Source organism: Shumkonia mesophila, from assembly GCF_026163695.1.
GTDB lineage: Bacteria > Pseudomonadota > Alphaproteobacteria > Rhodospirillales > Shumkoniaceae > Shumkonia > Shumkonia mesophila.
Genome location: NZ_JAOTID010000007.1, coordinates 199,645 through 225,250 on the forward strand (window position 1 = coordinate 199,645; position 25,606 = coordinate 225,250).

A 25,606-nucleotide genomic window follows, 5' to 3' on the forward strand; every position below is an offset into this window, starting at 1 on the left:
TTCTAGATTTAGAATCCAGCTTACTCGGAGATTCCGGCATGAAGAATAGGCGCTGAATGCGGGCTTATCGTACGCCGGGGAACGGAAGTATCACGTCGGGGCTCACATGCTTCAGGAGAGACTCCTTGATCGCCTGAAGAACGAATCCGCCAGATTGATGCAGGAATGGGACCGAAGCGCCGATTCCAACTGCCAGCTGCCGACCCACGACAAGAACCGGAATACCAAGCGTGCCGTGACCCACCCGCAGCGTATTTTCCGACACGACAAAGCCGACGGTCCGGCAAGCGTCGATGGCGCTTTGGACTACTTCGGTGTCCACTGTTTCGGCTTCCGGAAGAATCAAGTTGGTGCGACGGATGATGCTGTAGACGGCATTGCCGTTGAAGAGGCTCATCAGCGCCAACCCAAGTCCGGAATGGACGAGAAGACGTGTTACCCCCACCTTCGGGACGACTTCTTCGGCACGTTCGCCGGCTTCAATGTGAAGATACTGCACCCGAATATCATTCTGGTGCCCGAGGAAAACGATCTGTTCCGTGCGCTCACGGATCTCGCGCATTGCGGCGAGAAGCCGCCGATCGGGTAATGAATGAGGTCCAGCCCAGGCGCCCAAATGTGCGAGGCGAACGGTAGGACTATACCGTCGCGAGGACCGATCATGGTGGAGATAGCCGAGTGCCACCATCGAGCGAAGCAGGACGGCTGTGCTGGAAGCAGGAAACCCCAGCCAATCCACGATCTCCGTCATGTTCAGGGGCCGTTGCTCGGCATCCATGAGTTCTAGGATCTCAAATATCCGTTCCACGGATCGTATGGATTCTGATCGCATGGCGATGCCAGGCTAGGGTTAGACAGTCGTGTCGCGTGCGCTTCTATAAAGACGTCTTTCCCGATCAAGGTCAATGTAAGCTGCTCGGCAAGTGGACCAGCGTGTTCGCCTCCGAGCGGTTCGCCGACGGCCTGCTCGATCGCCTCACTCACCGCGTCCATATCCTCGAGATGAACGGCGACAGCTACAGGGCAACTTGTAGGAATGTACGATCCAACGAGACACCTTCGATAATCTCCGTTTTGGAGACGGAGGGTGTATTCGATGACGGACGATCAGTGGAAGATCCGTCTAAGCCGCCGCAACCGAAACGGACACTGTGCCCTGAGCGGCCGGTTACACAAAGGTGACGTTGACCTGAAAGACAAACTTTGCTGAATGGGAGCGCTTCTACAATCCCGTTTCATAACACCCATCTGTCTATGTCGTTGGAGAGAATAGGTTTTGCTGATCGGGATGCGATCCCGCGGGGTATTTGGGGTTCAGCCGGGCCCGATGAACGATCTGTCGAGCTTCCGGCTCGGCAAGTACCGATCGGCTGAAAATCCACGGACCGTCCGGCAGAGGATGAACGCCCTCGATCTTTCCCGCTTCGGCGGCGAGCCTGAGGGTCTTCGGTGTGACACCGAGCAGCCGTGCGGCGTTGCTCAGATTGAGCCATGGTTCCATCCCGTCCGGCTGCGGACGGAAGCCCGGGATTTTGTGATGCGACCGGAGCGCAGTGACCCGCTCGCGCGTCCAGCGATTGGCGTGTCCGGTTACCAGGCCGTTCCGGTTGAGGATGCCGGCAATCAGATCATCACCGGCGATGAGCACTAGGCGCCGGACGGCCTCGATGATATCGGCAGAGGTGCTGTTGCGCTGCCCGCGGCGCCGCTTCGGCAGGTGCAGTTCGGTATGGACGCCGCCGATCCAATGGATCAGGAGCGCGATCTCGGATGCGGCATCGTCGATATCGGCGACCACCTCGTGGATGACGGTGCGCACAATGCGCTTCTTGAGCCTTGCATCCGTCGTCGGCGCCGACCAGACGGTCCGAAGGTCTCCAGCGAGTGCGGTAATGTCCAGCGCCGACAGAAGTGGTGGTTCCGGTTTCGCGGGCATCATGCGCGGCGATCCTGCTCTCGATCCCACCGACATATGCGAGGGCCTGGTTCCATCGCGACTCCAGTTCCGCTGCAACCAACCGGTTCTCTGGATCAGCGGCGTCATATTGCCGGAACGACCGATCGGCGCAGTAACGGGCCGCTTCGAGATCGCGCGTCAGCGCATCGCGAACTTGGTCACGGCGATAGGCCGCTTGCGCCACGGCTTCGGCGGCGGCAGCGATGGCGCCGGGTTCGACGACCTGGAAAAGTGCTTCTTCAATGGCATCGTCGACGCGCAGTCCACCGAAGGCTATGCAACGCGGCTCGCCATTGTCGAGCAGTCCCCGCCAGCAGGAATAGCGCGGAATGTTGTGCTTGGCCCCTGTATAGCGGACCGTCAATTTGCGGCCACATCGCCGGCAGCGGACGAGACCGGCGAGCAGGGCGTCGCCATGCTTGGCCGCTCCGTGGTGCCGGCTCGTGGGTACGTTGTCGCTGACCATCTTGCGGATTGCCTCCGCCCGCTCCCAACTGACGTAACCTTCGTGTGCTTCCGGGATCAGCGCCAACCATTCGTCGCGCGGCTTGCGACGGCTGCGCGACCGAACGGCGGGTGCACCGAACTCCGATGCAGCACCCGTCTTACCATAGGCGTAGGCGCCGCCGTAGATCGGGTTCTCGATCATTCGGTGGATGGTCGCGTAGTTTGGCCTGCGCCAAACCACGTCGCCCTTATTGCGCCTAGCGGGCAACTCAAGCCCCTGCTCAAGGAACCAGAGCAGGGCCTGCCGGGCACTGCCGAGTTCGGCTACCTTGTCGAACACAAGGGTGATGGCTTCCTGGACACGGCGATCGGGATCCTTCTCCAGGTGGTCGCCGGTCTTCACAAAGCCGACCGGAGCGGCGACCACGAGTTCACCGCGCCGGGCCTTCTCGTAGCGGGCCGACAGGGAGCGCTGGCGCAGAAGGTCGAGCTCATACTCGTTGAGACTACCCTTCAATCCCAGCAACAGCCGGTCATTGCCCTGACGCGGCGCATAAACCGTGTCCTGGTCGACCAGCACGGTATCGACGACGCGGCACATCTCGATGAGTTGCTGCCAATCGCGGCTGTTGCGGGCGAAGCGCGACACCTCCCGCGCCGCGACCGCCCCAACCCTGCCGAGGCAGACCTCGGCGACCATCCGGTCGAAGCCGGCACGCACGACGCCGCCGGCCGCCGAACGGCCGAGATCGTCATCGACCGTGTCAATGTCAGACCAACCGAGCGCTATCAGGCGGTCGCGCATCGCATATTGCAGGGCGCTGCTCTCCCGATTGTGCAGAACCTGATGGGCCGAGGACTGCCGGACATAGAGGATCGCCTTGCGCTCCAAATGATGTGGCCCGATCTTCTCATTCGTCATGATGCGTCTCCTCTCCTCGCGCGGCACGCTCGTCCTCGACGTGGTCGAGGATCAGGCGCACCATCAGCTTTGTCAGCGTCCGGCGCGTCTGTTCGGGCAGCGTCTGCCATTGCGGCATCTGCGCCGTCTTCGCGTCGCACGGGCTGGAGAACAGATCGAACTGGTATGTCGTGGGCTGGAGCGGCATGGACATCTCCCCGGTTCGTGTCGTGAGAGCCCAATGCTGCACCCGAATCGCGCAATTGCGATGGGGCGATGGAAACGGCCGCGGCATCTCGAAGCAATGTCGCCAAGGCTCCCAGAGCACCAACCTCGACATGGGGAACAGTCGCGATACGCCAACTCGCGCCGGCCACGCAATCGAACATCCAGGCCGGGACCTCCAGCCACCGATCAGATGCGTGGCCGGAGAGGCTGCAACGGAAAACCGCCGCGCCATGCTTCTCAATCACCTCATGAATGTGGACTTGGCTACCTGCCCAAGGATGCCAAGGATAGAGAAGCTCACGATGATCGGTCCCGTGGGCGTTCCGTCGTCGTGTTGTACAAACTCGCCAGAGCTCATGGAGCACACAACGGAAAGACCCCTTACGAGGCCGGAGGGAAAAGTTATGGTTCGTGCAGAACGTGTCTCGCCGGATCGTTCAGGTTACAGTTAGGCACACCCTGGAAGTTAGCATATGAAAGACTCGTGGAGGCTTTATCAGGCGCTTGCGCGCACGATGAGTTCAAACCCGACGTCGATCTTTCGGCAACTCAGCATTTTCCCGCCGATCCGGTCCAAAAGCAGACCGGCGGCCTGTCGACCAATCTCGTTGCGGGGAACGCGCACCGTTGTCAGCGGCGGCACAACTTGACTGGCAATTGGCAAGTCGTCGAAGCCAACGATTGCCAGTTGGCCGGGGACCTGGAGTCCCATGCGTTGGCATTCGAACAGGGCGCCCGCCGCCCAAATATCACCGCCGCAAAAAACGGCATCGAGGTTGGGTTGGCGCGCAAGCAATCGGCGCAACGCGGCCGCTCCGTGCTCAAGACCGTAGCCCGTCTCCTCGAGATGCTCAGGCCCGGCGGGCAGACCGGCCTCGATCAATGCCGCGATGAACCCACGGCAGCGGTCAGCCGAGCGGTCGTTCCATGTCGTCGCCGGATGGATGCAGCCTATATTGCGATAGCCTCGATCGACAAGGTGTCGGGTCGCCTGCCGCGCCGCTTCGAAGTTGGAATAGCCGACCTGCAGATCTATCGGCCGTGTCGTAATGTTGCCAGTTTCCACTACTGGCAAGGCGGCTGCCTGAAGCCGTTGTCGCGTTTTGCGGGTATGTATTGAGCCGTGAATTAGTATTCCGTCGGGGCGCTGAGAGAACAACGCGGTGATGAGCTTTTCCTCTTCCTGTGGGCTGCCGCTACTGGTCCCTAGGGTGAGGTAATAGCCTTCGGCTCGGAGGATATCGGACATTCCCCTCAAGATGTCCGCAAAAACCGGATTTTGGATTGATGGAAGGACGATGGCGACCAAGTTGGTACGGTTCGTTACTAGACTGCGTCCGACTAGGTTTGGCACATACTTTATTGCCTCCACGGCCTCCAGCACCCTGCGCCGCGTCTGCTCTGCAACCTTGGCTGGATGGTGAATGACACGGGACACGGTCATCATCGAAACACCCGCCCGACGGGCGACTTCGCGAATAGTGACTTGACGGGGCGAGACGGGGTCGATGGTCATATTTGCAACCCTATTGACTTTGCCAACTGGTTGATCTTAGCATTATGTTAACGTAAACATAAAGCCCGAACAATGGGCGCGTTTTGATTGCGGCGATGCCGCAAGACAGGAGGTCACAAGAGATGCAAATTTTTTCTAAATTCACCGTTGCGGGTGTCACGGCCTTGTTCGGCGCCATGGTTCTTGCGGTCGGGACCGCGGATGCGGCCGAAAAGCAGTTCTTGTCGTGGGGATCGTCTTCCACCGGTACGTCGCAGTACGTGTATGTGGGTATGCTGGCCGGCCTCGCGCGGCAGTATCTTCCCGATATCTCGTTCAACAATGAAGCGGTAAGCGGCACAAGCGAGAACCTCGACTTGATCCGGCGCGATAAGATTGCGCTGGCAATCGCCTCGCCCGAGCGTCTATATGCCGCTCACCATGGCGTTGGAAAATACAAAGAAAAGATCGACGTCACCACCATGTGGGTAATGAATCCGCAGGTAACGCTGATGTTCACCAAGAAAAACTCAGGCATCGAGAGCTTCCGTGACTTGGCCGGAAAAACGGTGAATATAGGTCCTGCAGGCTCATCCAACGAGATTAAGAACAGCTTTATTCTCGAAAGCTATGGATATGCGCGAACGAAACCTGGAGCTTTTGAGTTCAAGGAATTAAAGCTAACCAAGCTCTCGCACTCCGAGGCGGCGAACGCTCTAGCCGAGGGGACCGTCGATGCGGCAATCGCCACGCAGCCGCTGCCCGACCCAAGCTATGCCGAACTGGCCGTGCGGATGCCGATCCAGATAATCGGCGTCGATGAGAACATGTTCGAGAAGGTGCGCACCGTCTATCCCTGGATGTGGGTTACAAACGTGCCGACGGGCTTCTATCGCGGCCAAGAGCAACCGATCAAAACGCTAGGCGACCGCAACTACATCATCGCGTCGGGCAAGAACCTGTCCGAGGATGCTGCCTATCGGCTGACTAAGATCTATGTCGAGAAGCTTCTTCCGGAGATGGCAAAACAAACTGACTATCTGAAGCCCTACGCCGAGGATCCGAAGGAACTTGTCAAGACATGGGTTATCCCCGGCCATCCGGGGGCCGTTCGGTACTTCAAGGAAGTGGGCCTCAACCCCGAGGTAGTGCGATAGGCCTCACTGTACCGAGGAGTAGGGGCCGTCGCCGCACCCCCGGTCGAGGCGATGGCCCCACCTTTGTAAGGATCCCTAAAATGAGCCATTCCGAGAGTATTCGGTCCGTCGAGACGATACCGTTGCGAATTCCATTCGCGCACGCCTTCACGATGGCGGCACCGGGACAGCAGACGCGGCAGTCGGTGGACATTCTGCTAGTCAAGATTCATACCGAAGGCGGCCTTTGTGGGATCGGCGAAACCCAGGCTTGGCGCCGCCAGGGGAGCGCCGAAACCCTGGAGAACCTGTCGCGCACGATTATTGACCATTTCGTACCGCGTATGCTCGGCCGATCCTGCCTCGATATTGCGCCGATCATGCACGATCTGGAGGGAACCATCTATGGCAGCCTCTATGCGCAAGCGGCAATCGGCGATGCACTTTACGACGCTGCAGGCAAGACGCTAGGTCTACCCGTCTGGAGGTTGCTCGGTGGCCAATGCAGGGACCGTATCCAAGTAGGAATCGCGGTCAGCATCACGTCGTCGCCCGACGCCTTGATCGACGCCCTGGAAGGTTGGGTGGCGAAAGGATACCGTCACCTGCGGCTCAAGGTTGGTATCGATTACGAGACCGATTTCCGCAATGCATCCAAGGTGCGCGAGCATTTCGGCGACGCCGTCGTGCTGCGGGCCGACGCAAACGGTGGAATGCAGTATGGCGATGCATTGCGTTTGCTGCGGAAACTGGAGGCGCTCGATTTCGACATTGTCGAGCAACCGGTGGCGGGGTGGGATCTCGGCGGCATGGCCGCTCTCGCGCGCATGGTTGGTCTACCGCTATCCGCCGACGAGAGCTTGACCACTGACCACTCATTGATCGAGATCATCCGGCGCGGTGCGGCCAGGGTTATCCAGACCAAGGCCGGCAAGAATGGTGGCCTTTACTATAGCAGGCGGTTGTGGACCATCGCTGAAGCCGCGGGCGTCGGCATCTTTCCTGGGAACCATCCATCGACCAGCATTTCCGTAGCCTCGGTGGCGCATCTGTGTGCATCGTGGCCCGGGCGGCTTCTGGTCGGTGACTTTCAAACCGGGATCGCAGACATGCTTGCCCATGACATCGTGACCAAGCCGCTCCTGCCCGAGCATGGTTTTGTCGATGTGCCACAAGGCTTGGGTCTCGGGGTTGAGATCGATGAGGATGCGATCGCCCGGTTCCGCATCGACGGAGGGGAGAGGGCGTCATGACGGCGAGCGATCGCTCATCAATGACCTTTGACCAATGGATGCAGCTTGGCATGGGGTGTGCCCTGTTAGTCCTCACCGTCTATGCCAGCGCTGTGGTTCCACTGCATCCGACCATTCAGCGCGGCGTCTTCCTGACCGCGATCATTCTGGTCGCACTCGCGGCAAAACCGCTCCCGGGTTATTGGCGACTCCTGGACGCGGCTATTGCCGCTGCCAGCATCGTCTCGATAGGTTATCTCCTCGTCAATTGGGAGACGCTTGCTTATCGCGTCGTCTACGAACCGGACACTACCGAATATGTCCTCGCCTTTGCCGCAGTCCTTTGCGTGCTGGAGGTGACACGTCGGGTCGTCGGCTGGCCAATGATCGCTGTGACGATTGCGGTCGTCCTCTACGCGCATTTCGGGCGCATCCTTCCCGAGCCGTTCACCCACAAGGGCTACGATATCGGTCGTTTGGTCGTGACCCAGTACCTGACCCACGAGGGACTGTTTGGCTCGTTGCTCGGCGTTGCGGCGGTGCTGGTGGCGGCCTTCATCCTGTTCGGTGCCCTACTTCAACTCGTGGGCGTAGCGGACCTGTTCATGACCCTCGCCGCTCGTTTTAGCCGCGGCACTCATGGCGGTCCGGCCAAGCTGGCGGTGACCGGAAGCGCCCTGATGGGGACCATATCGGGCAGTTCAACAGCTAACGTCGTTACCACAGGGACGACAACAATTCCGCTGATGATCCGGGCCGGCTACCGACCCGAGTTTGCGGCGGCCACGGAAGCCGTTTCTTCGACCGGGGGCCAGTTTATGCCACCCATCATGGGTGTTGCCGCCTTCCTCATGGCTGAGATCACTGGAATCCCCTACGTCACGATTGCGACCGCGGCGATCATCCCGGCACTGCTCTACGTTGTCTGCGTCTACTGCGAGGTCGATTTCGAAGCCCGGCGCCTCAATCTGCGTGAGCGCGACTTGCTGACGGGAATTGGAGTATCGTTCAGTCTCGTGCGAGGCCTCTCCCTCCTGCTTCCGCTGGCGGTTCTCCTTTATCTCCTGCTGATGCTTTATGCACCTGCAAAGGCTGCGTTTTGGGGTAGCGTCACCGTACTTCTCGTGGCGTTGCCCACATGGCGGCGCACTTTTACCCTTGAAAAAATGAGGGACATCGTCCTGTCCTTCGCTGGCGCGGCGACCACGGTCGGGCTCGCGTGTGCCACCGCGGGCATCGTCATCGGCATGCTCAACCTGACGGGTGCCAGTCTAAATTTAAGCTATGTCTTGGTGGAACTGGCAGGCAACAGCAAATTTATGTTGTTGCTGATGGTCATGCTGTTGTGCCTGATCCTTGGCATGGGACTTCCCACGCCGGCCGCCTACGCCGTTGCTGCGGCGTTTGCGGCACCCATGTTGACAACTGTCGGTGTGAGCAAGATCGCGGCACATTTGTTCGTCCTGTATTTCGCCTGTATTTCGTCGATTACTCCGCCGGTGGCGATCGCCGCATACGCGGCCGCGGGTCTTGCCGGATGCTCGCCGATGAAGACGGCGGTGGTCGCGACCAAATTGGGCCTAGCGGCTTTCATCGTGCCGTTCATGTTCGTCGAGCACCACGCGCTGCTGATCGGCTACGCCTCGGCGTGGGACACCGTTCTGGCAACTGCCACCGCCTTGGTTGGAGTTGCCGCGCTGGCAGTGGCCACGATCGGATACTACCGAGGCCCTGTTGGCTGGTTGGAGCGTATTGGCTGGGCGGGGGCCGCGCTGTTCCTGATCGCGCCGGCGATGACACTCAGCGCTGCCGGACTGGCCGTCGCCGGGGCTCTGCTCGCGTATCACAGATGGAAGTACCCGCAGCCGTTGGCGGATGTTGCTTCGAGCGTCGGCGGACCGAACCACTAATGGAGAGAATGCAATGGGAATGACGATTGCTGAGAAGGTCCTGGCGCGGGCATCGGGTCAAGCCGAGGTCCATCCAAGGCAGTATGTCGACGCGAGGCTCGGTCGCATCATCGCGCACGAGGAGTTCTACCGAATTCATACCGCAGTTGTGGAAGGCGGTATGCCCGACGGTATTCCCCGCATTCTCGATCTCGACCGGTTTCACGTCATCCTGGAACATTTTCAACCGGCCATGGATTCGGTCCAGGCGTTACGCCAGGAAAAGATGCGCCAGCTGGCGCGTCAATACGGCCTCAAGCACTTCCGCGATGCTTTGTGTGGCGTTATTCACCGGATCGCTCTCGAGGACTACGTGGTTCCGGGAGAGTTGGCGCTGGGCAGCGATTCGCACAGTTGTGCCTGGGGAGCCGTCAACTGCGTTGGTACAGGTATGGGTGAGCACGAACTCGCTTACGGCCTCGTTTTTGGAACGCTGTGGTTCGAGGTCCCGGAAACGATTAAGGTCCACCTTCGTGGCACCTTGAAGGAAGGGGTCGCGGCAAAGGATATAGCGCTTTGGCTTGGGGGCCAGTACGGTACCGAATTCGCCCTCTACAAATCGATTGAGTTCGACGGGCCTGGCGCCTCCGCGTTGTCAATGGATGCACGGATCACGCTAGCCAGCCATACCGTGGAGTTGGGGGGGAAATTCGGTCTGTTCGACTATGACGAAAAGACCGAGGCGTTTCTTTCTAAGCGGACCATACTCAGGGATCAGTTGCTGCAGGCGATGCCGGTGAAGGCCGATCCCGACGCCCACTACGCCCAGGAGGTCGTCATCGACCTTGACCAGCTCGGGCCCCAGGTAGCGTGCCCGCATACCTTCGAAAATGTTGTGCCCGTTTCGGATCTTCGTGGTGTGCGGATCGACCAAGCGCATATTGGTGCGTGTTCCAACGGGCATGTCGAGGACATCGAGGCCGCTGCCCGGTTGCTGGCCGGACGCAGGGTTCACCCGCAAACCCGGATGTATGTCCAACCGAACTCGTGGGCGGTCTACCGCGAATGTATGGCACGGGGATTGTTCGAAATCCTCCTAGATGCCGGGGCTCAGGTCTTGTCGCCGGGCTGCCATCTATGTTTCGCAATGCAGGGCCGGTTGACGCCAGGCCAAGTTTGCCTCAGCTCGACCACCCGAAACCACCGCGGTCGGATGGGTAGTGGCGAAGCGAGCGTCTATCTTTCCAGTTCTGAGACCGTTGCGGCTTCGGCAATGGCTGGCGAGATTGTTGACCCGCGGGAGTACATTAATTCAGCGAAGGAGCGGTCATGAGCGAGGTCCTGAGGGGTCGTGTTTGGAAGTTTGGGGATAATATCGACACCGACATCATTGCGCCGGGCGATACCATTTCGTTTGGGCTCGGTGATGCCGACGAGGAACGTATAGTCAAGGAGAATGCTTTCCGCGACGTCCGACCTGAATTTTACAAGCGGGTAGAACGTGGCGATATCCTGGTCGCTGGTCGTAACTTCGGGCTCGGCTCACATCGTGAGCCGGCCAATAAGGCCTTGCGGAGCTTAGGTTTCACCGCAGTGGTCGCGGAATCGATCGCTCGCTTGTTTTTCCGTAATTCCATCGCCATCGGGGCCCATGCGTTACGAGTGCCTGGCATCACGGCGATGGTCGAGGAGGGCGACAAACTCGAGATCGACCTGGACAAGTGGCGGATCCGTAACCTTACTCGGGGCACCGAAAAGCAGATCGAACCCTATAGCGAACTCGTACAAGAGATCCTGGAAGGGGGCGGCATTGTTGCCGTTCTCAAGAAACGATTTGAAAGCGAATCTCGCGACTAGGAGGAAAGAATGCTGTCCAAGGACATCCTAGAGATTCTCGACCAAACGACAACCTGCGCGGTTTCCGATGTGTTGGTGAAGATGGGCACGAGATCGTACATGGGGTCCCGGATCCGGGCGCTAAACAACCACCGCCTAGCCGGCTATGCGTTGACCATGGAACGGCGTGACCTCGAGATGAACCCTTCTAAGAACGCCATACCGGGACGGGTATTCGTCGAGATGATCGAAACCGCCGAACCGAGTACCGTCTTCGTGATCTCTTCAATAGCGCGGATGGAGGTCGCTCTTTGGGGTGGTCTGGTTGCCGCGGCGGCGAGTAAGCGTGGCGCTGGAGGCGTCGTCTGCGACGGTCCGGTGCGCGATCCACTCGAGATCAACGATGTCCAGTTGCCGTGTTTTGCCACGGGTGCGATCCCGTCCGGGCCGGCGGGCATCCAGAACCTCGCTGCGGTCAATGAACCTGTCTGGTGTGGCGGCGTGTTGGTGCGACCAGGCGATTTCGTTTTTGGCGACTCGAACGGTGTGGTTGTGATCCCCGCCGGCAAAGAACGTGAGGTTCTTGAAGAGTCCGTTAAAGTTGAACGCGGCGATCAGGAGGCAATGAAACGCATCCTTGCCGGCGCCGGGCTGATTGATACGATGAATGCGCTCGGGCGGTTCTAGCAGGCTGCTGAAAAAGTCCGATACAGATCGACGGGGTGCAAGTTTCGAATCAAAGCAGTCGGTGCATTGAATCGTTGTTGCGTCGATATTGGCGTCCGCGAATCAATCTTGCGTCTGCAAGGTTCCGAAATCGTTTTTCAGCAGCCTGCTAGAGCGTTTCATGTTTTCAGTGAATCGAAAGGGGATTGAACTAACCCGCTGGCGCGGGAGGTAGGCGTGGTCCCGGACGGAGGGTTTCCGGTTTGAGAGGATATCGGGTGTTGAAGCCCGACCTTTCAGACAGGAGAAGCCCGATGGTGGAGATGAGCCCTCTGCGCCGGCGGGTTAGTTCAATCCTGTTTATGGGTATGTGACCTAGCACTACTTTGGCAGATTTTTGGAGAGACGAGCATTTTGGGGATTCCCAAGAGGCGTCTTCGGTGATTCATAGGAGGTCGGCTTTTGGAGGGGCCGGCCATGGATGGGAAGTGGCAATCTGATCTGGAGCGCTGGCTGGCGCCGTTTGTTGCGGCACTGCGGCATAAGACGAGGGCACGGATGTGTCCGGCGTATGTCGCGGGATTGATCGGTCCTGGCGATCGCAAGAGCGTTCAACCGATCGCGGCGCGCACAGGCAACGTCAGCTACGACCAGTTGCACCATTTTGTTGCCAGCGGCGTGTGGAATGCCGTGCCGTTGGAAGCGGCGCTGCTCGCCGAGGCCGAACGGTTGGTTGGCGCGAGCAATGCTTGGCTGATCGTGGACGATACGGCGCTGCCCAAGAAGGGACGCCACTCGGTCGGCGTCGCGCCGCAATATGCCTCGACGCTCGGTAAAAACGCCAACTGCCAGACGCTCGTGTCGCTGACGCTGGCCTCTGGCGAAGTGCCGGTTGTGGTAGGGCTGCGGCTGTTCCTGCCTGAGAGCTGGACGAGCGATCCTGCCCGGCTTGATCGTGCCGGCGTGCCCGATGACCATCGCGCCTACAGGACCAAGCCCGAGATCGCGTTGGCCGAGATCGACCGGGTTCATGCGGCCGGCGTGCGTTTCGGCGGCGTGCTCGCTGATGCCGGCTATGGCTTGAGCGCCCCGTTCCGGCAGGGTTTGAGCGAGCGCGGTCTCCCCTGGGCAGTCGGTATCCCGTTCAAGCAAAAGGTCTATCCCGCCGACGTGGCGATGATCTTCCCCATCGCCGGGCGCGGCCGTCCCCGCCAGCGGCACATCCCCGACGTGAAGTCGATCACCGCGCAGGCGATGCTGGAAACAGCAACATGGCGAACGGTCAGTTGGCGGCGGGGCACCAAAGGCCGCCTCTCAGCACGCTTCGCCGCTGTCCGTGTCCGGGTTGCAGACGGTCCGCCCCAGCGCATTCGCGACATGGGCGCCCAGCACCTGCCCGGCGAGGAGGCCTGGGTGATCGGCAAGCACCGCTCGACCGGCGAGCGCAAATATTATCTCTCCAATCTTCCCGCCGACACCCCGCTTAAGCAACTCGCAGGCGCCATCAAGGCGCGCTGGGTCTGCGAACAGGCACATCAGCAACTCAAGGAGGAACTCGGCCTCGACCACTTCGAGGGGCGATCATGGACGGGCCTTCACCGACACGCGCTGATGACGATGATCGCTTACGCCTTCCTGCAATCTCGCCGCCTCAAACAAGCGGCAGGGGGAAAAAAGAATCCCCGGCCCGCCGCCACAGCCAAGCCTTCCAGCCGTCCGGCAGGCGATCCTAAACGCGTTCTCACAGCCGCCACCAATCCGATGCCCACACTGCCGTAGGCCCTTCTCCTCTAAAAATCTGCCAAAGTAGTGCTAGGTAGGGGACTCATTCAGATCCACCCGCAGAAGAGGGCGGCGAGAGCGAGCCCGGAGAGGTAGTTTTGAGCGAGGCGATCGTAGCGGGTCGCGATGCGGCGCCAGTTTTTGAGCCTGCAGAACAGCCGCTCGATGAGGTTCCGGCGGCGGTAGGCCTTCCGGTCGAGAGGGTATGGGGTTCGTCGGGTCGCGGTTGAAGGAATGACAGCCTTGATCTTTTGGAGACGAAGCCAAGACCGGAAATGGTCGGCGTCGTAGGCCTTGTCGGCGAGGAGGCGTTTGGGCGGGACCACCGTGCTCAGAAGCGGAACCGCCATCGTGATATCGGCGATATTGCCGGGGGTCAGCGCGAAGGCGACCGGTCGGCCGAGATCATCGGCCAGAGCATGGATTTTGCTCGTTCTTCCGCCGCGCGAGCGCCCAATCGCTTCCGCGTATTCCCCCTTTTTGAGCCGGCCGCCGAGCGGTGCGCCTTGACGTGGCTGGAATCGATGGAAAGCTCCTCGGGGATTGGTCCGACGCTGCCATCTTCTCGAAGATGCGCTGCCAGATGCGGCGCTTAGACCACCTGTTGTAGCGGTTGTAGACCGTCGTCGCCGGGCCATAGGCCGCAGGCACGTCACGCCAACGACAGCCCGTCTTAAGCACATGCAGAATGCCACTGATCACGCGGCGGTCATCCACCCGCGGCTTGCCCGGCTGGCCCTGCGGAAGATGCGGTTCTATGGCCGCCCACGCGGCGTCCGATAGCCAAAACAATGATGCCATGGGTCCCTCGCATCCGATGGAACCCATATAGAATCAGCTTTTATAATTTTTTTCAATATGTTGTATGAGTTCTCAACCTAATGCAATTACCGCTGCGTGACGTAACTAGCGGCGTCGATCCCAATGCGTCGGCGGTAGTTAATGTGACAACGCCCTCACCGCGTGAATGGAACGCTCATCGTCATCCGCCCGACCCAGCGCGTTTAGTCTGACAATGCTCCCCCCTGACTGCCAATTGGGATTCCTCTTTCAGCCACTCCCGCAAGATCTCGGCGCGATGTTCGTCCAGCAGGGGAGGCGGACGGCGGATGCTGGCCGGCGTGTCCGATAGCCGCACGGGTACCCCGTTGGTCAAATATTTGCCGGCCGACGGGTGGTCGATTTCCACAAGCTGGCCACGGGCGCGAAGTTGGGGGTTGGCAATGATATCCGCCATGGTGGCCACCTTGGCACAAGGTACGCCGGCTTTGTCCATCAACTCCACGACGGTTTCGGCCGTCCGTTCCTTCACCCATGCCGCGACGATGCCCTCGAGGACATCGGCATTGTCGAGCCGCAGATATACGGTCGAGAATCGCGGGTCCTCGAGCAGTTCGGGCATTTCCAGGGTTTCCGCCAGGCGCGGGAACAGCGCGTCGGTGCCGCCCTGCACGTAGACCCAACTGCCGTCACTGGCCTGGAAACAGTTCACCGGCGCGACGTAACGGTCGGTGTTGCCCATCCGGCCCATGGATGTGCCGAGTTGCGCCTGCTGCGGAATGGCCGTCATGAGCATGCTGATGACGCTTTCGAGCAGCGTGGCTTCGACGAGCTGGCCTTCCCCCGTCTCGTGACGCTTGTTCAAGGCGGCAAGCGTGCCCACGGTGGCGAAAAGCGCCGTTGCGAAGTCGGCGACGTAGACTCCGGCGAGGGTCGGCGGCCCGTCCGACTGTCCGGTGAGCGACATCACTCCGCCCATTGCCTGGGCGATCGCATCGAAGCAGGGGCGCGCGGACAACGGGCCGTCCTGGCCGAACCCTGAGATCCGTACCATGATGAGCCTCGGGTTCAAGGCGTGCAACGTCTCCCAACCGCACCCCATCTTTTCCATGGTGCCGGCGCGGAAATTCTCGATCAGCACGTCCGCCTTGGCGATCAGCCGGCGCAGCGTCTCCTGGTCGGCGGGATTCCGGAAGTCAAGCGTGATGTCCCGCTTGTTGCGATTGAGCGTCAGGAAATACAGACTCTGGTCACCGAGCTGCGGAAGGTTCGCCCGCGTCTCCTCGCCTGCCTTCCGCTCGACCTTTACCACGTCGGCGCCCAGGTCGCCGAGGTGCATTGCGCACGTCGGCCCCGCAATGAATCGCGAAATATCCAGCACCTTGAGTCCGTGGAGACATCCAGTCATGAGGTAGATTCCTGCGTAGGGGTTTCATTTGGCCGGTGCACGGGACCTTTGACGGTCTCTGTCGGAAACGGAACCATTCGGGATGGTCGCTGTGCACTGTAGCCAATCATCTTCCGTTCCTTGGGCTTCAAACGCCTCGCATTGAAACGGGGGAAAACCGGAAAACCGTTTCTGCGGACCTGGGCGCGACCACGCCAAGCGCGGCCGCGCACCTCGGCCTCCGATCAGTAGGCCAACATAGATTGACCTTCGTACATGCTGATCGGGGGGTAGGCCCTTTCGTCGGTGATGACGTCGAGCAGCGTGGGTCGGTCGGCAGCGAAGGCCGTCTTCAACGCCGGCAGGAAGTCCGCCGGATCCTCGATGCGCACGCCCTCGCAGCCACAGGCCCGCGCAATCGCGGCATGGTCTACGGGCGAGAACTCGCAAACATCGGTGTAGGCGCCGAACAGCACCTTCTCTGCGTGCTTCTCGTAACCGAGGATCTGGTTGTTCAGGACGGCCACCACGACGTTGAGACCCATGCGCCGCGCCGTTTCCAGTTCGGACCAGACGTGCCCGAAGCCGCCGTCGCCCACGAGACAGAACACCTTCGCCTGCGGCTTCGCCACCTTGGTGCCGAGCGCGAGCGGCAGGCCCCAGCCAAGTCCCGCCAGGCCACGCGGCGTAATGATGCGCTGGCCGACCCTGCGCGTGGTTAAGAAGTTGGCGACCCAGATCGAGGAGTAGCTGGCGTCGGCGACGATGATCGTGTCTTCGTCGATGAGGCTGTCGAGGTCACGCATCAGCCGTTCGGGGCGAATCGGCCGCGCATCGGAGCCCAAGTGCTGCGTGGCCGCCTCTTGTGTGGACCGGCGGCCCGCCGCGATCTGCTTCTCGACGCCGGCGCGAGCTTTTTTGCGGCGCGAGAGGTCGCACCGGGCAAGGGCTTCGCCGAGTGCCGCGAGCGTCAGCTTGGCATCGCCGACGAGGCGCACCGACTCGTAGTTGCGGCCCACTTCCTGACCGTCGATGTCGAGGTGGATATATGTCGCGGATTTCGGATAGACGGTCCAGCTATCGGTACCGTTCTGGTTCGTTCGGTTGCCTATCAGCAGTACCACGTCGGCGCCGGAGACCATCTCGCGCAGGTCGTGCGTCATACCGCGCGTGCCCATGAAATAGCCGATCACGCCGACCGACAGCAGGTGACACTCGTCCACGGTGCCCTTGCCCATTACCGTCGTGGCGACCGGAATGGCCGCCGCTTCCTGCAGGGCGGCAAGTTCGGCCGCGGCATCGGAAAGATGCACGCCGCCGCCGGCGATGATCAGCGGCCGTTTGGCGTTCGCCAGCAGTTCCGCCGCCTTCTCGATTCTAGCGGGATCGGCGCAGACGCGGTCCAGCGGATAGTACCCGAGCCTGACATCTCGTGAGCCCTTGTCTAGGTTCGGTTTCTCGTTGAGGACGTCGAAGGGCACCAACAGCACCGCGGGGCCCGGACGGCCCGAGGCCGCCGCAGTAAAGGCCATGTCGATGTAGTCGTCGATGCGATCGACGTCGGCAACGCGGCGGATCCACTTGGTGCAGCCCTGGAACAATTCGAAATGATTGATTTCTTGGAAGGCGTTCTTGTCGGTAAAGGGACGTGGCACATCCTGGACGATGGCGACGATCGGCACCGAGACCTTGTACGCCTCGGCGAGGCCGGGCACGAGCAGCGTGGCCGCCGGCCCGTTCTGGGCAGTGACTACGCCCACCTTGTGCGAGATGCGCGCATATCCGTCAGCCATCGCGGCACCGGCGTTCTCGGTCCGGTAGCCGATCTGCTGGATGCCAAAGTCGGGGGCCGCGAGAATCAAAGCGGTCGGCAGGCTCTGCCCGAAGATTTTTTCCACGCCGTGGCGCTGCAGTGCCGCGGCCATGATTCGGGCACCGGTTCTGCGATCGTTGGCTTGGTTTACGAGCGGCTCCGACGATTTCATAATTGCCTCCAGTTCAAAACTACCTCCAGGATAGGGGGGCAAGGACAACCACTCGGTCCGGCAACAAAGGTCACCCCTGCTGCAGCCGTTCCGTTTGCATCACCTCAATTCTGCTGGCCAAAACTTGGATCCAGGAGTGGGGGTAGGCTGAGCACTCTCGGAACTGAGGGGGTAGCCATGTCTCGTGCTGCACTTTCCTCCTCTGCCCGGCCTCGGTTTCAGACGCGCAGCAGCGTTCGGTTCGGGTCGATCTTGGTCCTGATCAGTTTCACTTCCGCTGCGGTGGGTGGGGTCGTTTCGGCAAGCGTGGCCGGAATCTCGGGCGCGAAGCCCATTAGCTCCAGCACCTCGTCCAGCTTCACCCCCGGGTGCAGCGAGCGGATCCGCATGCCGCCACCCTCGCCCTTGAAGTCGAAAATGGCCTTGTCGGTGATGCAGAGCTGCGGGCCGGGGCCGGAAAGGCCATAGCTCTGCCGGGGCACCCCGTGGCGCTGGTGGCCGAGGCTCGTCACGTAGTCCACCTCCTCAACGAAGGTGCGCTGCTTCAGGTCCACCATGATAATCGGCTTGCGCACGAACGCCAGATGTTCGGTCTGCGCCAGGCAGCCGATCAGCCGGGTCTTGATGCTGCCGTCCGGGTGGTTGAGCCGGGTGATGTTGAGATTGCCGTAGCGGTCCACCTGCGCCGCAGATTCGAACGACACGTCGAACCGTCCAAACGCCAACATGTCGTTCTTCTGCGCCGTTTCGGTCAATTGGCTGGCCGCCGGCCAACGGGTAAAGGTATCCTGTAGCCAACTCTGCGGCATGCGGCTAAGGTCGGGCGAGAGCAGGTTTCCCCAGTAAATCGAGGCATCCGGCGCATGCGCGCTCTGGGCCAGCCCGGTCGCCACCACCCCCACCCCGCACGCCAGCGTGAACGCGCGGTCGGTCGTGCCAACGCCAATGAACACTAAATCCCCGTCGGCAATCTCGCGTGCTACCGCAGCCGCAAGCAGTTCGTTGGTTGTGTATTGTGCGCTCACGCTGTTCTCCCTTTGACAGAAAGGCGCTGCCGGAGTGCCTTGAGGCCACCGAAGCGGGCAAGATAATCCGCGTGCGTGGGCACCCCACGAACGTATTCATCCACATATGCCTTCGCCCCTTCTGGCGTCCTGCCCGCCTCGGTGTAGGCCTGTATCGCGTCCACGTCTTCGTCGTAGTACGCGTCCACGGCAAGCGGATGGGCGCCAAACGGCGCCTCGACCACGCATTCCACCCATTGTGCCGGAATGTAGGTCAAGTTCGGCTGGCGCATGATCTCCTCGTAGTCGACGATCTCCTCCACCGTCACGATCAGACGCTTAGAGCCGCGAGCAACGCTCTGGTCGAAATCGTCGGCGTCGCGGGCTAGTGGCCATTGCACGTTGCCAAAGCGGTCGCCGCGGTAGCCGTGTATTATGGTGAAGTCGGTTTGCAAGGCGCGTACCGCCGCGTACTGCTCTCCGGTGAACGGGCAGGCGATCTCGGTGACTAGCGACGGGTCCTGCTTCGCCATATCAGTGCCCAGCAGCGCTTTCACCGGCGCGAAGGTTACGCCGTTGCAGGCCGCCAGGATGCGCCCCCCCATGGCGGATTCGGAGAAGTCGCCGACCGTTACTTGGCCTGCCTCGACCGCCCGGCGGAAACTCGGTGCCAGCCCGTGCCAGAATAACCCCACGTACACGCTTTCCACGCGCGCCAGTAACCCGGCGGCCGCCAGCATGTCGACCGACAGTCCTGTCGAGAACGCATAGAACGACAGATTGCCAATCGACTGTCGAATGATCTCTCGCACGATGGCAACCGGCTGGCGGCGCTCTATGCTGCCGCCAATGGCGATTCGGCTACCGCTTGGGATACGTCGCACCGCTTCGGAAAGGCTGGTAAGCTTCTCTTTCATAGCTTCTCTTTCATGTGAAGGGGCCCAATCCCAGGCTGCGGCCCACTCAGGAAGGTCCATTGCAGTAAAATTGACAGGTATATTAAAAAAACGTTTTTATATCGGCAGTCAAGACCACCCATTCCGGCTTCCGGCCTTTCATAACTTTTCCGTCATATGAAGGAGCCCAATTCCGGGCTGCGGCCTACTCAGGAAGGTCCGTCACGGCAAAATTGACAGGTATAATAAAAACGTTTTTTTGCCGACAGTCAAGTCCACTCATTCCGGCTTCTGGACTTTTTTCGGCTTCGCCACCACCGGACCTCCTTGCTTCTTGCCCCGCTCGCGCGGCGCCGGCCCAGTCGATCCCCGCACGATCAGTTCGCTATAGAATATGTGCGCCTGGGCCGCCACGTCGTTGCCCTCGATCATGCGCAGCAGCATCGTTGCGGCTTGCATACCCATCTTGCGCCGGGGCGGCCTTGTGGTCGTCAAGTTGACACCAGAAAAGGCGGCAAACGGAATGTCGTCGTTGCCGACAAGCGAAACGTCTTCCGGAACACGGATGCGCCGTTCCTGTGCAACCTCCATGATGCCAATGGCATTCATATCGTTGCTGGCCAGGATTGCCGTCGGGCGTGGCTGTATGGCGAAGATTGTCGCGGCTGCCACACGGCCCGCCTCGCTGCCGTAGTCGTTGGCGATGGCAAGCGAGCTATCCCTTTCGAGACCATACCGTTGAACCATTTCCCAATAGGCATGCAGCCGTTCCTGCGCCGTGCTTGATTCGGGGGGGCCCTGCACGAAGGCGATGCGGCGGTGGCCAAGATCCACTAGGTGCCGAATCGCTACTTCGACAGAGTGGCGGTTGTCGTTCCCAATATAGGGGTCGGGAAAGTCACTAGAGCGGCGATGCATCAGGACGAACGGAATATCTGCAAGCAATGCGCGGATCTCGGGCGATTGGCAGTATTGAGAAATGAGCACCATGCCATCCACATGGCGGTCGCGAAGTGTCTGCATGAGCTTGATCTGGCGGGTCTGCAGTCCATCCGTGATGCACAGGATTACACTGAAATTCTCGCTCGTCGTGACGTCGTTGATGCCGCGCAGGTGATCGATAACGGAGAGGTTGACTACGTCGGCAACGACCACGCCGATTGCCAGGCTCCGGTTCAGCCTGAGCCCCTGGGCGATCGTAGAGGCGCGATAGCCGAGGCGGTTGGCAGCATCGAGCACCAGCTGGCGCTTCTCCTCCGTGACGTTGCTCTTGTTGGCCAGGGCATTGGAAACCGTGGACAACGCGAGGCCACATTCTTCCGCTACGTCCTTGATCGTCACTCGGCGGCGCTTCTCCACACTCAAACTCCTCATTTCAGGTGGCATTTCGTTTTTTTTCTGAACGAGCCTCCCGCAACTGTAATTGAACGTCAAGGGGCCGATGAAAGAAAAACGTTTTCATGATGTTTGGATGGCGTTATAGTTCATTTGTAAATCTTCTTGACCATGCACGCTTTGGCAGACGCAAAAAGGGAGGCCAAAATGATGTCAAGACTCTTAAACTGTCTGTTATCCGCTGCAGTCGTCACGTGCTGTTCAGCCGCCGCTTATGCTGAGGACATCGAGGTTCTGCACTATTGGACTTCCGGCGGCGAATCCAAGGCAGTCGCTGTCCTGAAGCAGATGATTGAGAAGCAGGGCTATACTTGGAAGGATTCCGCCGTTGCCGGCGGCGGCGGCGCCAACGCGATGACCGTGCTGAAATCGCGCGTAGTGGCGGGCACTCCGCCCGCCGCAGTACAGATGCGTGGGCCGGTGGTGCAGGAATGGGCGAGGATGGGCGTGCTCGCTCCCATAGACGCTGTCACCGGCAATTGGGCCAAGGAACTGGCGCCGGACGTCAACGCCGCGTTGATGGAGGGCGGCCACTATTACGCGGCGCCGCACTGGATCCACCGCACCAACTGGCTGTGGATCAACAAGATAGCCCTCGACAAGGTTGGCGGCAGTCCGCCAACCAACTGGGACGAGTTCTTCGCGCTCGCCGACAGGCTAAAGGCTGCCGGATATGTCGCCATCGCGCATGGTGAGACCCCCTACGAGGACGGCTACCTGTTCCAGAACACCGTGCTGTCGATGGGGGCCGACTTCTTCCGGAAGGCCATCCTGGAGCACGACCAGGCGACGCTGACCTCTCCCACGATGGTCCGGGTCTTTGACATCCTGCGGAAGATGCAAGATTATTTCGACAGCGGGCAGACGGGCCGCGCGTGGAATATGTCGGTCCGCATGCTGATCACGGACAAGGCCGGCATGTTCTTCATGGGAGACTGGGCGAAGGGAGAATTCTCGGCCGCCAACAAGAAACCGAACCAGGACTATGTCTGCGCCAATGTTCCCGGAACGGCCGGTTACTTCGCCTACATCGTCGACGGCTTTGTGTTCTTCCGCCAGAACGGCGGTGATGCCACCAAGGGCCAGCTCGCCATGGCGGCAGACATCCTCAACCCGGCCTATCAGAAGGTCGCTGCGGCCTATAAGGGCGCCATCCCGGCCAATATCACGGTACCGGTCGACGGCTTCGACGCCTGCGCTCAGAAGTCCGCTGCGGACCTGAAGGCAGCGTCGAGCAGCAACACCCTCGTGGCGTCCATGAACCAGGGTGTCGACGAGGCGCGGCTCGGTGCCATTATCGAGGTCGTCAACAAATTCATGAACTCGGATCAGGACTCCGAAAGCGCAGTCAAGGCCCTGGCCGCTGCGTCCAAGGCTATGTAGGACCAGCGGGGTCCCTGACATGTCATTGCCCAAACAAAGTGCCGGCGCGTCGGATAGTTACTCCGGCGCGCCGGCCGGGGTCTCTCCGCCGCGAGAGGCCGGCGTACTGTGTCGTCGGCGATCGGGGTTGGCGATCTGGGCCGACCGTTGGCTGCCCGTGATTGTTCTTTCGCCGAGCGTCATGATCAGCTTCGTGTTCGTCTATGTTTTCGTCCTGATCACCGCCTATCTGTCGTTCACGCCATCGACCCTCATGCCCGTTTACCGCTTCGTCGGGCTGGCGCGCTATCGGGAGCTGTTCGCTAATCCGACATGGTGGGACGCGGTGCACAACCTCGCTTGGTTTGGCGTATTGTTCGTCCTCGGCTGCACCGTGTTTGGTCTGCTGCTCGCGATTCTCATGGACCAGCGGATCCGGGCCGAAGGCGCCTTCCGCTCGATCTATCTCTATCCCCTCGCCCTGTCCCAGGTGGTCGCCGGGACGGCGTGGCAGTGGATGCTAAATCCCGGCTACGGGATTGAGAAGGTCGTCCAGGACCTCGGCTGGGCCGGGTTCCATTTCGACTGGATCGCCGACCCCAGCAAGGCGATCTTCTGCGTCGTCATCGCCGCCGTCTGGCAGTCCACCGGGTTCGTCGCGGCGTTGTTCCTGGCCGGGCTTCGCGGCATTGACGAGGAGATCGTGCGCGCAGCGCAGATCGACGGCGCCTCGATGCCGCTGATCTATCGCCGGGTCATCCTGCCCATGATCCGTCCGGTCTTCTTCTCGGTCCTGCTGATCCTGAGCCACCTCGCGATCAAGACCTTCGACATCGTCGTGGTAATGACCGCCGGGGGACCGGGTACGGCGACGGTCCTGCCGTCGTTGTTCATGTACACCTATTCCTTCGAACGAGGGCGGCTGGGGATTGGCGCGGCGTCGGCTGTGATGATGCTGTTGCTGATCGTAACCTTGCTCGTTCCGATCATGTATATGGAAAGCAGAGCGACCCGAAATGCCAGTTAGGATGTCAAGCGCTCGCGTTCTGATCTACGCGACACTTATCGTGTTCGCCGTCATTTTCATCGGGCCGACCTATCTCGTGGTCCTGACGTCGTTCAAGACGCTGGACGACCTCCGACAGGGCAACCTGCTCGGATTCCCCGCGACGTGGAGCTGGGACGCCTGGGCAAAGGCATGGGACAGCGCCTGCACCGGGGTCGCGTGCAGCGGTCTCAAGCCATTCTTCTTCAATTCCGTCAAGATCGTCGTGCCGTCGGTCCTCATCTCGACCCTGCTCGGCTCTCTCAACGGCTACATCCTCGCGCAATGGCGGTTCCGCGGCGCCGATGCCCTGTTCACGATGCTGCTGGTCGGGTTCTTTATTCCCTACCAAGCGATCCTGCTCCCGGCGGCGCGGTTCCTAGGATTCTTCTCCCTGGCCAACACCATTCCCGGCCTAATCGTGGTCCATATCGCCTATAGCCTGGCCTTCACCGTGTTGCTGTTCCGTAACTTCTACGTCGCCATCCCCGCTGACATCGCCAAGGCGGCGCGCGTCGACGGTGCCGGGATGTTCCTGATCTACAGACGGATCTTTCTGCCGCTGTCATTGCCGGCGTCGATGGTTTGCATCATCTGGCAGTTCACGCAGATCTGGAACGACTTCCTGTTCGGAATCGTGTTCACTGGCCCCGACACACGCCCGATCACGGTAGCGTTGAACAACCTTGTCAACTCGATCGAGGGGGTCAAGGAATACAACGTCGACATGGCGGCGGCACTCATTACAGCCTTGCCGACCCTGGTCGTTTATGTCGTAGGCGGACGCTATCTGGTACGCGGGCTTACCGCCGGAGCGATGAAAGGATAAGTGGCCGACAACCGCTACCGGCGGGCACAGGGAGGAGAACGGCTCATGTCTGGTTTGAGTATCCACAATCTGTTCAAGACCTTTCCTAACGGTACCGAGGTCCTGAAGGGCATCAACATCGATGTTCCCGAGGGGGAGTTCCTGATCCTCGTGGGTAGCTCCGGGTGTGGAAAGTCGACCTTGCTGAACATGATCGCCGGCCTGGAGACGATCTCACGAGGCGACATCTATATCGGAGGCCGGCGCGTCAATGATTTGCCGCCGAAGAGCCGCGACATCGCGATGGTCTTCCAGTCGTACGCGCTCTATCCGTCGATGACGGTGCGCGAGAACATCTCCTTCGGCCTGGAAGTACGAAAGATCGCGCCGGATCAGCGCAAAGCCATCGTCGAGCGGGTCGCCGAATCCCTTCAGATCGACCATCTGCTCGATCGACGGCCACGCCAGTTGTCAGGCGGGCAGCGCCAGCGGGTCGCTATGGGGCGGGCGCTCGCCCGCAGTCCCACTCTGTTCCTCTTCGACGAACCGCTGTCAAACCTCGATGCTCAACTCAGGCTCGAGATGCGGGCGGAGATGAAGATGATGCACCGGCGCCTGGGCAAGACGATCTGCTATGTCACCCACGACCAGATCGAGGCGATGACGCTGGGCGACAAGATCGCAGTGATGAAGGATGGTGTCGTCCAACAATTGGGTTCGCCGAACGAGATCTACAACAACCCTGTCAATCGCTATGTCGCCGGGTTCATCGGCGGCCCGCCCATGAACTTCATCCCCTGCCGGATCGAGCCGATGGGATCGGGTGTCGGAATCGCACTCGATGCGGGAGCCGGCCAGAAGCTGATTCCTATCGACATCCCCGCCCATGCCGCCCGCGCGTTGAGTCGCCGCGAAGTGCAACTCGGCGTCCGGCCGGAGCGCATGACCGACGGCGACGGCCGCGATGATGGTTCCAGTCTGAATGTCCGGGTCGATCTCGTTGAGGAAACTGGCCCCGATACATTGGTGTTCGCGCGGGTCAACGGTGCCCGAGTTGTATCCCGCATCCGCCCGAACTTCGTGCCCGAGATCGATTCGATCCTGCCGCTCTACCTCGACCTGACCAACGTGCTGCTATTCGACCCGGTTTCGGGGGAGCGGCTGGACGCCTGACCGTTCTAACCAATGTGCACTGGACTCGGCCTGCATGGAGCCGCCGGAACAGTCGCAACGTCCCACATCCTTTCTCCCGGGCCTAGTTGTGCCGCGCGGCGAGCATGATTGGCATCAACATTCCCGGAGGCACGTCATGAAGAAGCTTTTGAACGATGCATCGAAGTTTGTGGACGAGATGCTGGATGGGCTTTGCCTGGCG

The 25,606-nt window shown here is 60.6% G+C and carries 21 protein-coding genes and 2 pseudogenes; 13 read left to right on the forward strand and 10 right to left on the reverse strand.

Translation table 11 applies throughout. The features are described from left to right. Nucleotides 1-64: 64 nt before the first annotated feature. The gene (locus ODR01_RS13885) at nt 65-832 is read right to left on the reverse strand and encodes an IclR family transcriptional regulator (RefSeq protein WP_316978271.1); all 768 of its coding nucleotides are present in this window, start codon (nt 830-832) and stop codon (nt 65-67) included. A 35-nt stretch (nt 833-867) separates the two neighbouring features. Between ODR01_RS13885 and ODR01_RS13890 the strand changes: the two genes are divergently transcribed. Further along, complete coding sequence (locus ODR01_RS13890) at nt 868-1,182, forward strand: ATP-binding protein (RefSeq protein WP_316978272.1); 315 nt, start codon at nt 868-870, stop codon at nt 1,180-1,182. Between the two features lie 145 nt (nt 1,183-1,327). Continuing rightward, entirely contained in the window at nt 1,328-1,651 is a 324-nt protein-coding gene (locus ODR01_RS13895; RefSeq protein WP_316978273.1) for a hypothetical protein, read from the forward strand. On the opposite strand, the gene ODR01_RS13900 is transcribed toward ODR01_RS13895, so the two are convergent. The 3 genes from ODR01_RS13900 to ODR01_RS13910 form a co-directional block, all read right to left on the reverse strand. Then, nucleotides 1,632-3,326: a recombinase family protein gene (locus ODR01_RS13900; RefSeq protein WP_316978274.1), complete on the reverse strand. Its 1,695-nt coding sequence runs from the start codon at nt 3,324-3,326 to the stop codon at nt 1,632-1,634. The two genes, ODR01_RS13895 and ODR01_RS13900, sit on opposite strands and share 20 nt — an antisense overlap. Next, complete coding sequence (locus tag ODR01_RS13905) at nt 3,316-3,513, reverse strand: hypothetical protein (protein ID WP_316978275.1); 198 nt, start codon at nt 3,511-3,513, stop codon at nt 3,316-3,318. The genes ODR01_RS13900 and ODR01_RS13905 overlap by 11 nt, the downstream gene beginning before the upstream one ends. A 516-nt stretch (nt 3,514-4,029) precedes the next feature. After that, nucleotides 4,030-5,049 (reverse strand): LacI family DNA-binding transcriptional regulator, encoded by a 1,020-nt coding sequence (locus tag ODR01_RS13910; RefSeq protein WP_316978276.1) that lies wholly within the window; start codon nt 5,047-5,049, stop codon nt 4,030-4,032. 122 nt (nt 5,050-5,171) lie between these two features. Here ODR01_RS13910 and ODR01_RS13915 point away from each other — a divergent pair, with 122 nt between their 5' ends. From ODR01_RS13915 to ODR01_RS13945, 7 genes and pseudogenes are all read left to right on the forward strand, one after another. Further along, a complete protein-coding gene (locus tag ODR01_RS13915) occupies nt 5,172-6,185 on the forward strand; it encodes a TAXI family TRAP transporter solute-binding subunit (RefSeq protein WP_316978277.1) in 1,014 nt (337 codons plus the stop codon). Between the two features lie 80 nt (nt 6,186-6,265). After that, nucleotides 6,266-7,417 carry a mandelate racemase/muconate lactonizing enzyme family protein gene (locus ODR01_RS13920; RefSeq protein ID WP_316978278.1) on the forward strand — a complete coding sequence of 384 codons (1,152 nt, stop codon included), beginning with the start codon at nt 6,266-6,268 and terminating at the stop codon, nt 7,415-7,417. Beyond that, a complete protein-coding gene (locus ODR01_RS13925) occupies nt 7,414-9,306 on the forward strand; it encodes a TRAP transporter permease (RefSeq protein ID WP_316978279.1) in 1,893 nt (630 codons plus the stop codon). The genes ODR01_RS13920 and ODR01_RS13925 overlap by 4 nt, the downstream gene beginning before the upstream one ends. Before the next feature lie 13 nt (nt 9,307-9,319). Then, nucleotides 9,320-10,618: a 3-isopropylmalate dehydratase large subunit gene (locus ODR01_RS13930; RefSeq protein ID WP_316978280.1), complete on the forward strand. Its 1,299-nt coding sequence runs from the start codon at nt 9,320-9,322 to the stop codon at nt 10,616-10,618. Further along, nucleotides 10,615-11,142 carry a LeuD/DmdB family oxidoreductase small subunit gene (locus ODR01_RS13935; protein WP_316978281.1) on the forward strand — a complete coding sequence of 176 codons (528 nt, stop codon included), beginning with the start codon at nt 10,615-10,617 and terminating at the stop codon, nt 11,140-11,142. Before ODR01_RS13930 ends, ODR01_RS13935 begins: the two co-directional genes overlap by 4 nt. 9 nt (nt 11,143-11,151) lie before the next feature. Then, on the forward strand, nt 11,152-11,808 hold the full coding sequence (locus tag ODR01_RS13940) for an RraA family protein (protein WP_316978282.1): 657 nt from the start codon (nt 11,152-11,154) through the stop codon (nt 11,806-11,808). A gap of 419 nt (nt 11,809-12,227) precedes the next feature. Next, nucleotides 12,228-13,566, forward strand: a pseudogene (locus tag ODR01_RS13945) (IS701 family transposase). A gap of 50 nt (nt 13,567-13,616) precedes the next feature. On the opposite strand, the pseudogene ODR01_RS13950 reads toward ODR01_RS13945, so the two are convergent. The 6 genes and pseudogenes from ODR01_RS13950 to ODR01_RS13975 all read right to left on the reverse strand — a co-directional run bounded on the left by ODR01_RS13950 (nt 13,617) and on the right by ODR01_RS13975 (nt 20,962). Next, nucleotides 13,617-14,370: pseudogene (locus ODR01_RS13950) on the reverse strand (IS5 family transposase). A 181-nt stretch (nt 14,371-14,551) separates the two neighbouring features. Beyond that, nucleotides 14,552-15,757, reverse strand: coding sequence for a CaiB/BaiF CoA transferase family protein (locus tag ODR01_RS13955; protein WP_316978283.1), 1,206 nt, complete (start codon nt 15,755-15,757; stop codon nt 14,552-14,554). A gap of 224 nt (nt 15,758-15,981) precedes the next feature. Beyond that, entirely contained in the window at nt 15,982-17,721 is a 1,740-nt protein-coding gene (locus tag ODR01_RS13960; RefSeq protein WP_316978284.1) for an acetolactate synthase catalytic subunit, read from the reverse strand. Between the two features lie 218 nt (nt 17,722-17,939). Then, a complete protein-coding gene (locus ODR01_RS13965) occupies nt 17,940-18,746 on the reverse strand; it encodes a CoA-transferase (RefSeq protein WP_316978285.1) in 807 nt (268 codons plus the stop codon). Next, entirely contained in the window at nt 18,743-19,642 is a 900-nt protein-coding gene (locus tag ODR01_RS13970) for a CoA transferase subunit A (protein WP_316978286.1), read from the reverse strand. Before ODR01_RS13970 ends, ODR01_RS13965 begins: the two co-directional genes overlap by 4 nt. A gap of 258 nt (nt 19,643-19,900) precedes the next feature. Then, the gene (locus tag ODR01_RS13975; protein WP_316978287.1) at nt 19,901-20,962 is read right to left on the reverse strand and encodes a LacI family DNA-binding transcriptional regulator; all 1,062 of its coding nucleotides are present in this window, start codon (nt 20,960-20,962) and stop codon (nt 19,901-19,903) included. Nucleotides 20,963-21,163: 201 nt separating this feature from the next. Here ODR01_RS13975 and ODR01_RS13980 point away from each other — a divergent pair, with 201 nt between their 5' ends. The 4 genes from ODR01_RS13980 (at nt 21,164) to ODR01_RS13995 (ending at nt 25,404) form a co-directional block, all read left to right on the forward strand. Next, entirely contained in the window at nt 21,164-22,399 is a 1,236-nt protein-coding gene (locus tag ODR01_RS13980) for an ABC transporter substrate-binding protein (RefSeq protein ID WP_316978288.1), read from the forward strand. A gap of 127 nt (nt 22,400-22,526) precedes the next feature. Beyond that, nucleotides 22,527-23,405, forward strand: a complete 879-nt coding sequence (locus ODR01_RS13985) for a carbohydrate ABC transporter permease (protein WP_316978289.1) — start codon at nt 22,527-22,529, stop codon at nt 23,403-23,405. A gap of 40 nt (nt 23,406-23,445) precedes the next feature. Continuing rightward, entirely contained in the window at nt 23,446-24,252 is an 807-nt protein-coding gene (locus ODR01_RS13990) for a carbohydrate ABC transporter permease (protein ID WP_316978290.1), read from the forward strand. Next, nucleotides 24,253-25,404: an ABC transporter ATP-binding protein gene (locus ODR01_RS13995; RefSeq protein ID WP_316978291.1), complete on the forward strand. Its 1,152-nt coding sequence runs from the start codon at nt 24,253-24,255 to the stop codon at nt 25,402-25,404. It begins immediately after the preceding gene. Nucleotides 25,405-25,606 lie beyond the last annotated feature (202 nt).

Excerpts from the sequence above, each read along its gene's own strand:
- ODR01_RS13885 (WP_316978271.1), bottom strand. The coding sequence starts at position 832 with ATGCGATCAGAATCCATACGATCCGTGGAACGGATATTTGAGATCCTA.
- ODR01_RS13895 (WP_316978273.1), top strand. The coding sequence starts at position 1,328 with ATGAACGATCTGTCGAGCTTCCGGCTCGGCAAGTACCGATCGGCTGAA.
- ODR01_RS13900 (WP_316978274.1), bottom strand. The coding sequence starts at position 3,326 with ATGACGAATGAGAAGATCGGGCCACATCATTTGGAGCGCAAGGCGATC.
- ODR01_RS13905 (WP_316978275.1), bottom strand. The coding sequence starts at position 3,513 with ATGCCGCTCCAGCCCACGACATACCAGTTCGATCTGTTCTCCAGCCCG.
- ODR01_RS13910 (WP_316978276.1), bottom strand. The coding sequence starts at position 5,049 with ATGACCATCGACCCCGTCTCGCCCCGTCAAGTCACTATTCGCGAAGTC.
- ODR01_RS13915 (WP_316978277.1), top strand. The coding sequence starts at position 5,172 with ATGCAAATTTTTTCTAAATTCACCGTTGCGGGTGTCACGGCCTTGTTC.
- ODR01_RS13920 (WP_316978278.1), top strand. The coding sequence starts at position 6,266 with ATGAGCCATTCCGAGAGTATTCGGTCCGTCGAGACGATACCGTTGCGA.
- ODR01_RS13925 (WP_316978279.1), top strand. The coding sequence starts at position 7,414 with ATGACGGCGAGCGATCGCTCATCAATGACCTTTGACCAATGGATGCAG.
- ODR01_RS13930 (WP_316978280.1), top strand. The coding sequence starts at position 9,320 with ATGGGAATGACGATTGCTGAGAAGGTCCTGGCGCGGGCATCGGGTCAA.
- ODR01_RS13935 (WP_316978281.1), top strand. The coding sequence starts at position 10,615 with ATGAGCGAGGTCCTGAGGGGTCGTGTTTGGAAGTTTGGGGATAATATC.
- ODR01_RS13940 (WP_316978282.1), top strand. The coding sequence starts at position 11,152 with ATGCTGTCCAAGGACATCCTAGAGATTCTCGACCAAACGACAACCTGC.
- ODR01_RS13955 (WP_316978283.1), bottom strand. The coding sequence starts at position 15,757 with ATGACTGGATGTCTCCACGGACTCAAGGTGCTGGATATTTCGCGATTC.
- ODR01_RS13960 (WP_316978284.1), bottom strand. The coding sequence starts at position 17,721 with ATGAAATCGTCGGAGCCGCTCGTAAACCAAGCCAACGATCGCAGAACC.
- ODR01_RS13970 (WP_316978286.1), bottom strand. The coding sequence starts at position 19,642 with ATGAAAGAGAAGCTTACCAGCCTTTCCGAAGCGGTGCGACGTATCCCA.
- ODR01_RS13980 (WP_316978288.1), top strand. The coding sequence starts at position 21,164 with ATGATGTCAAGACTCTTAAACTGTCTGTTATCCGCTGCAGTCGTCACG.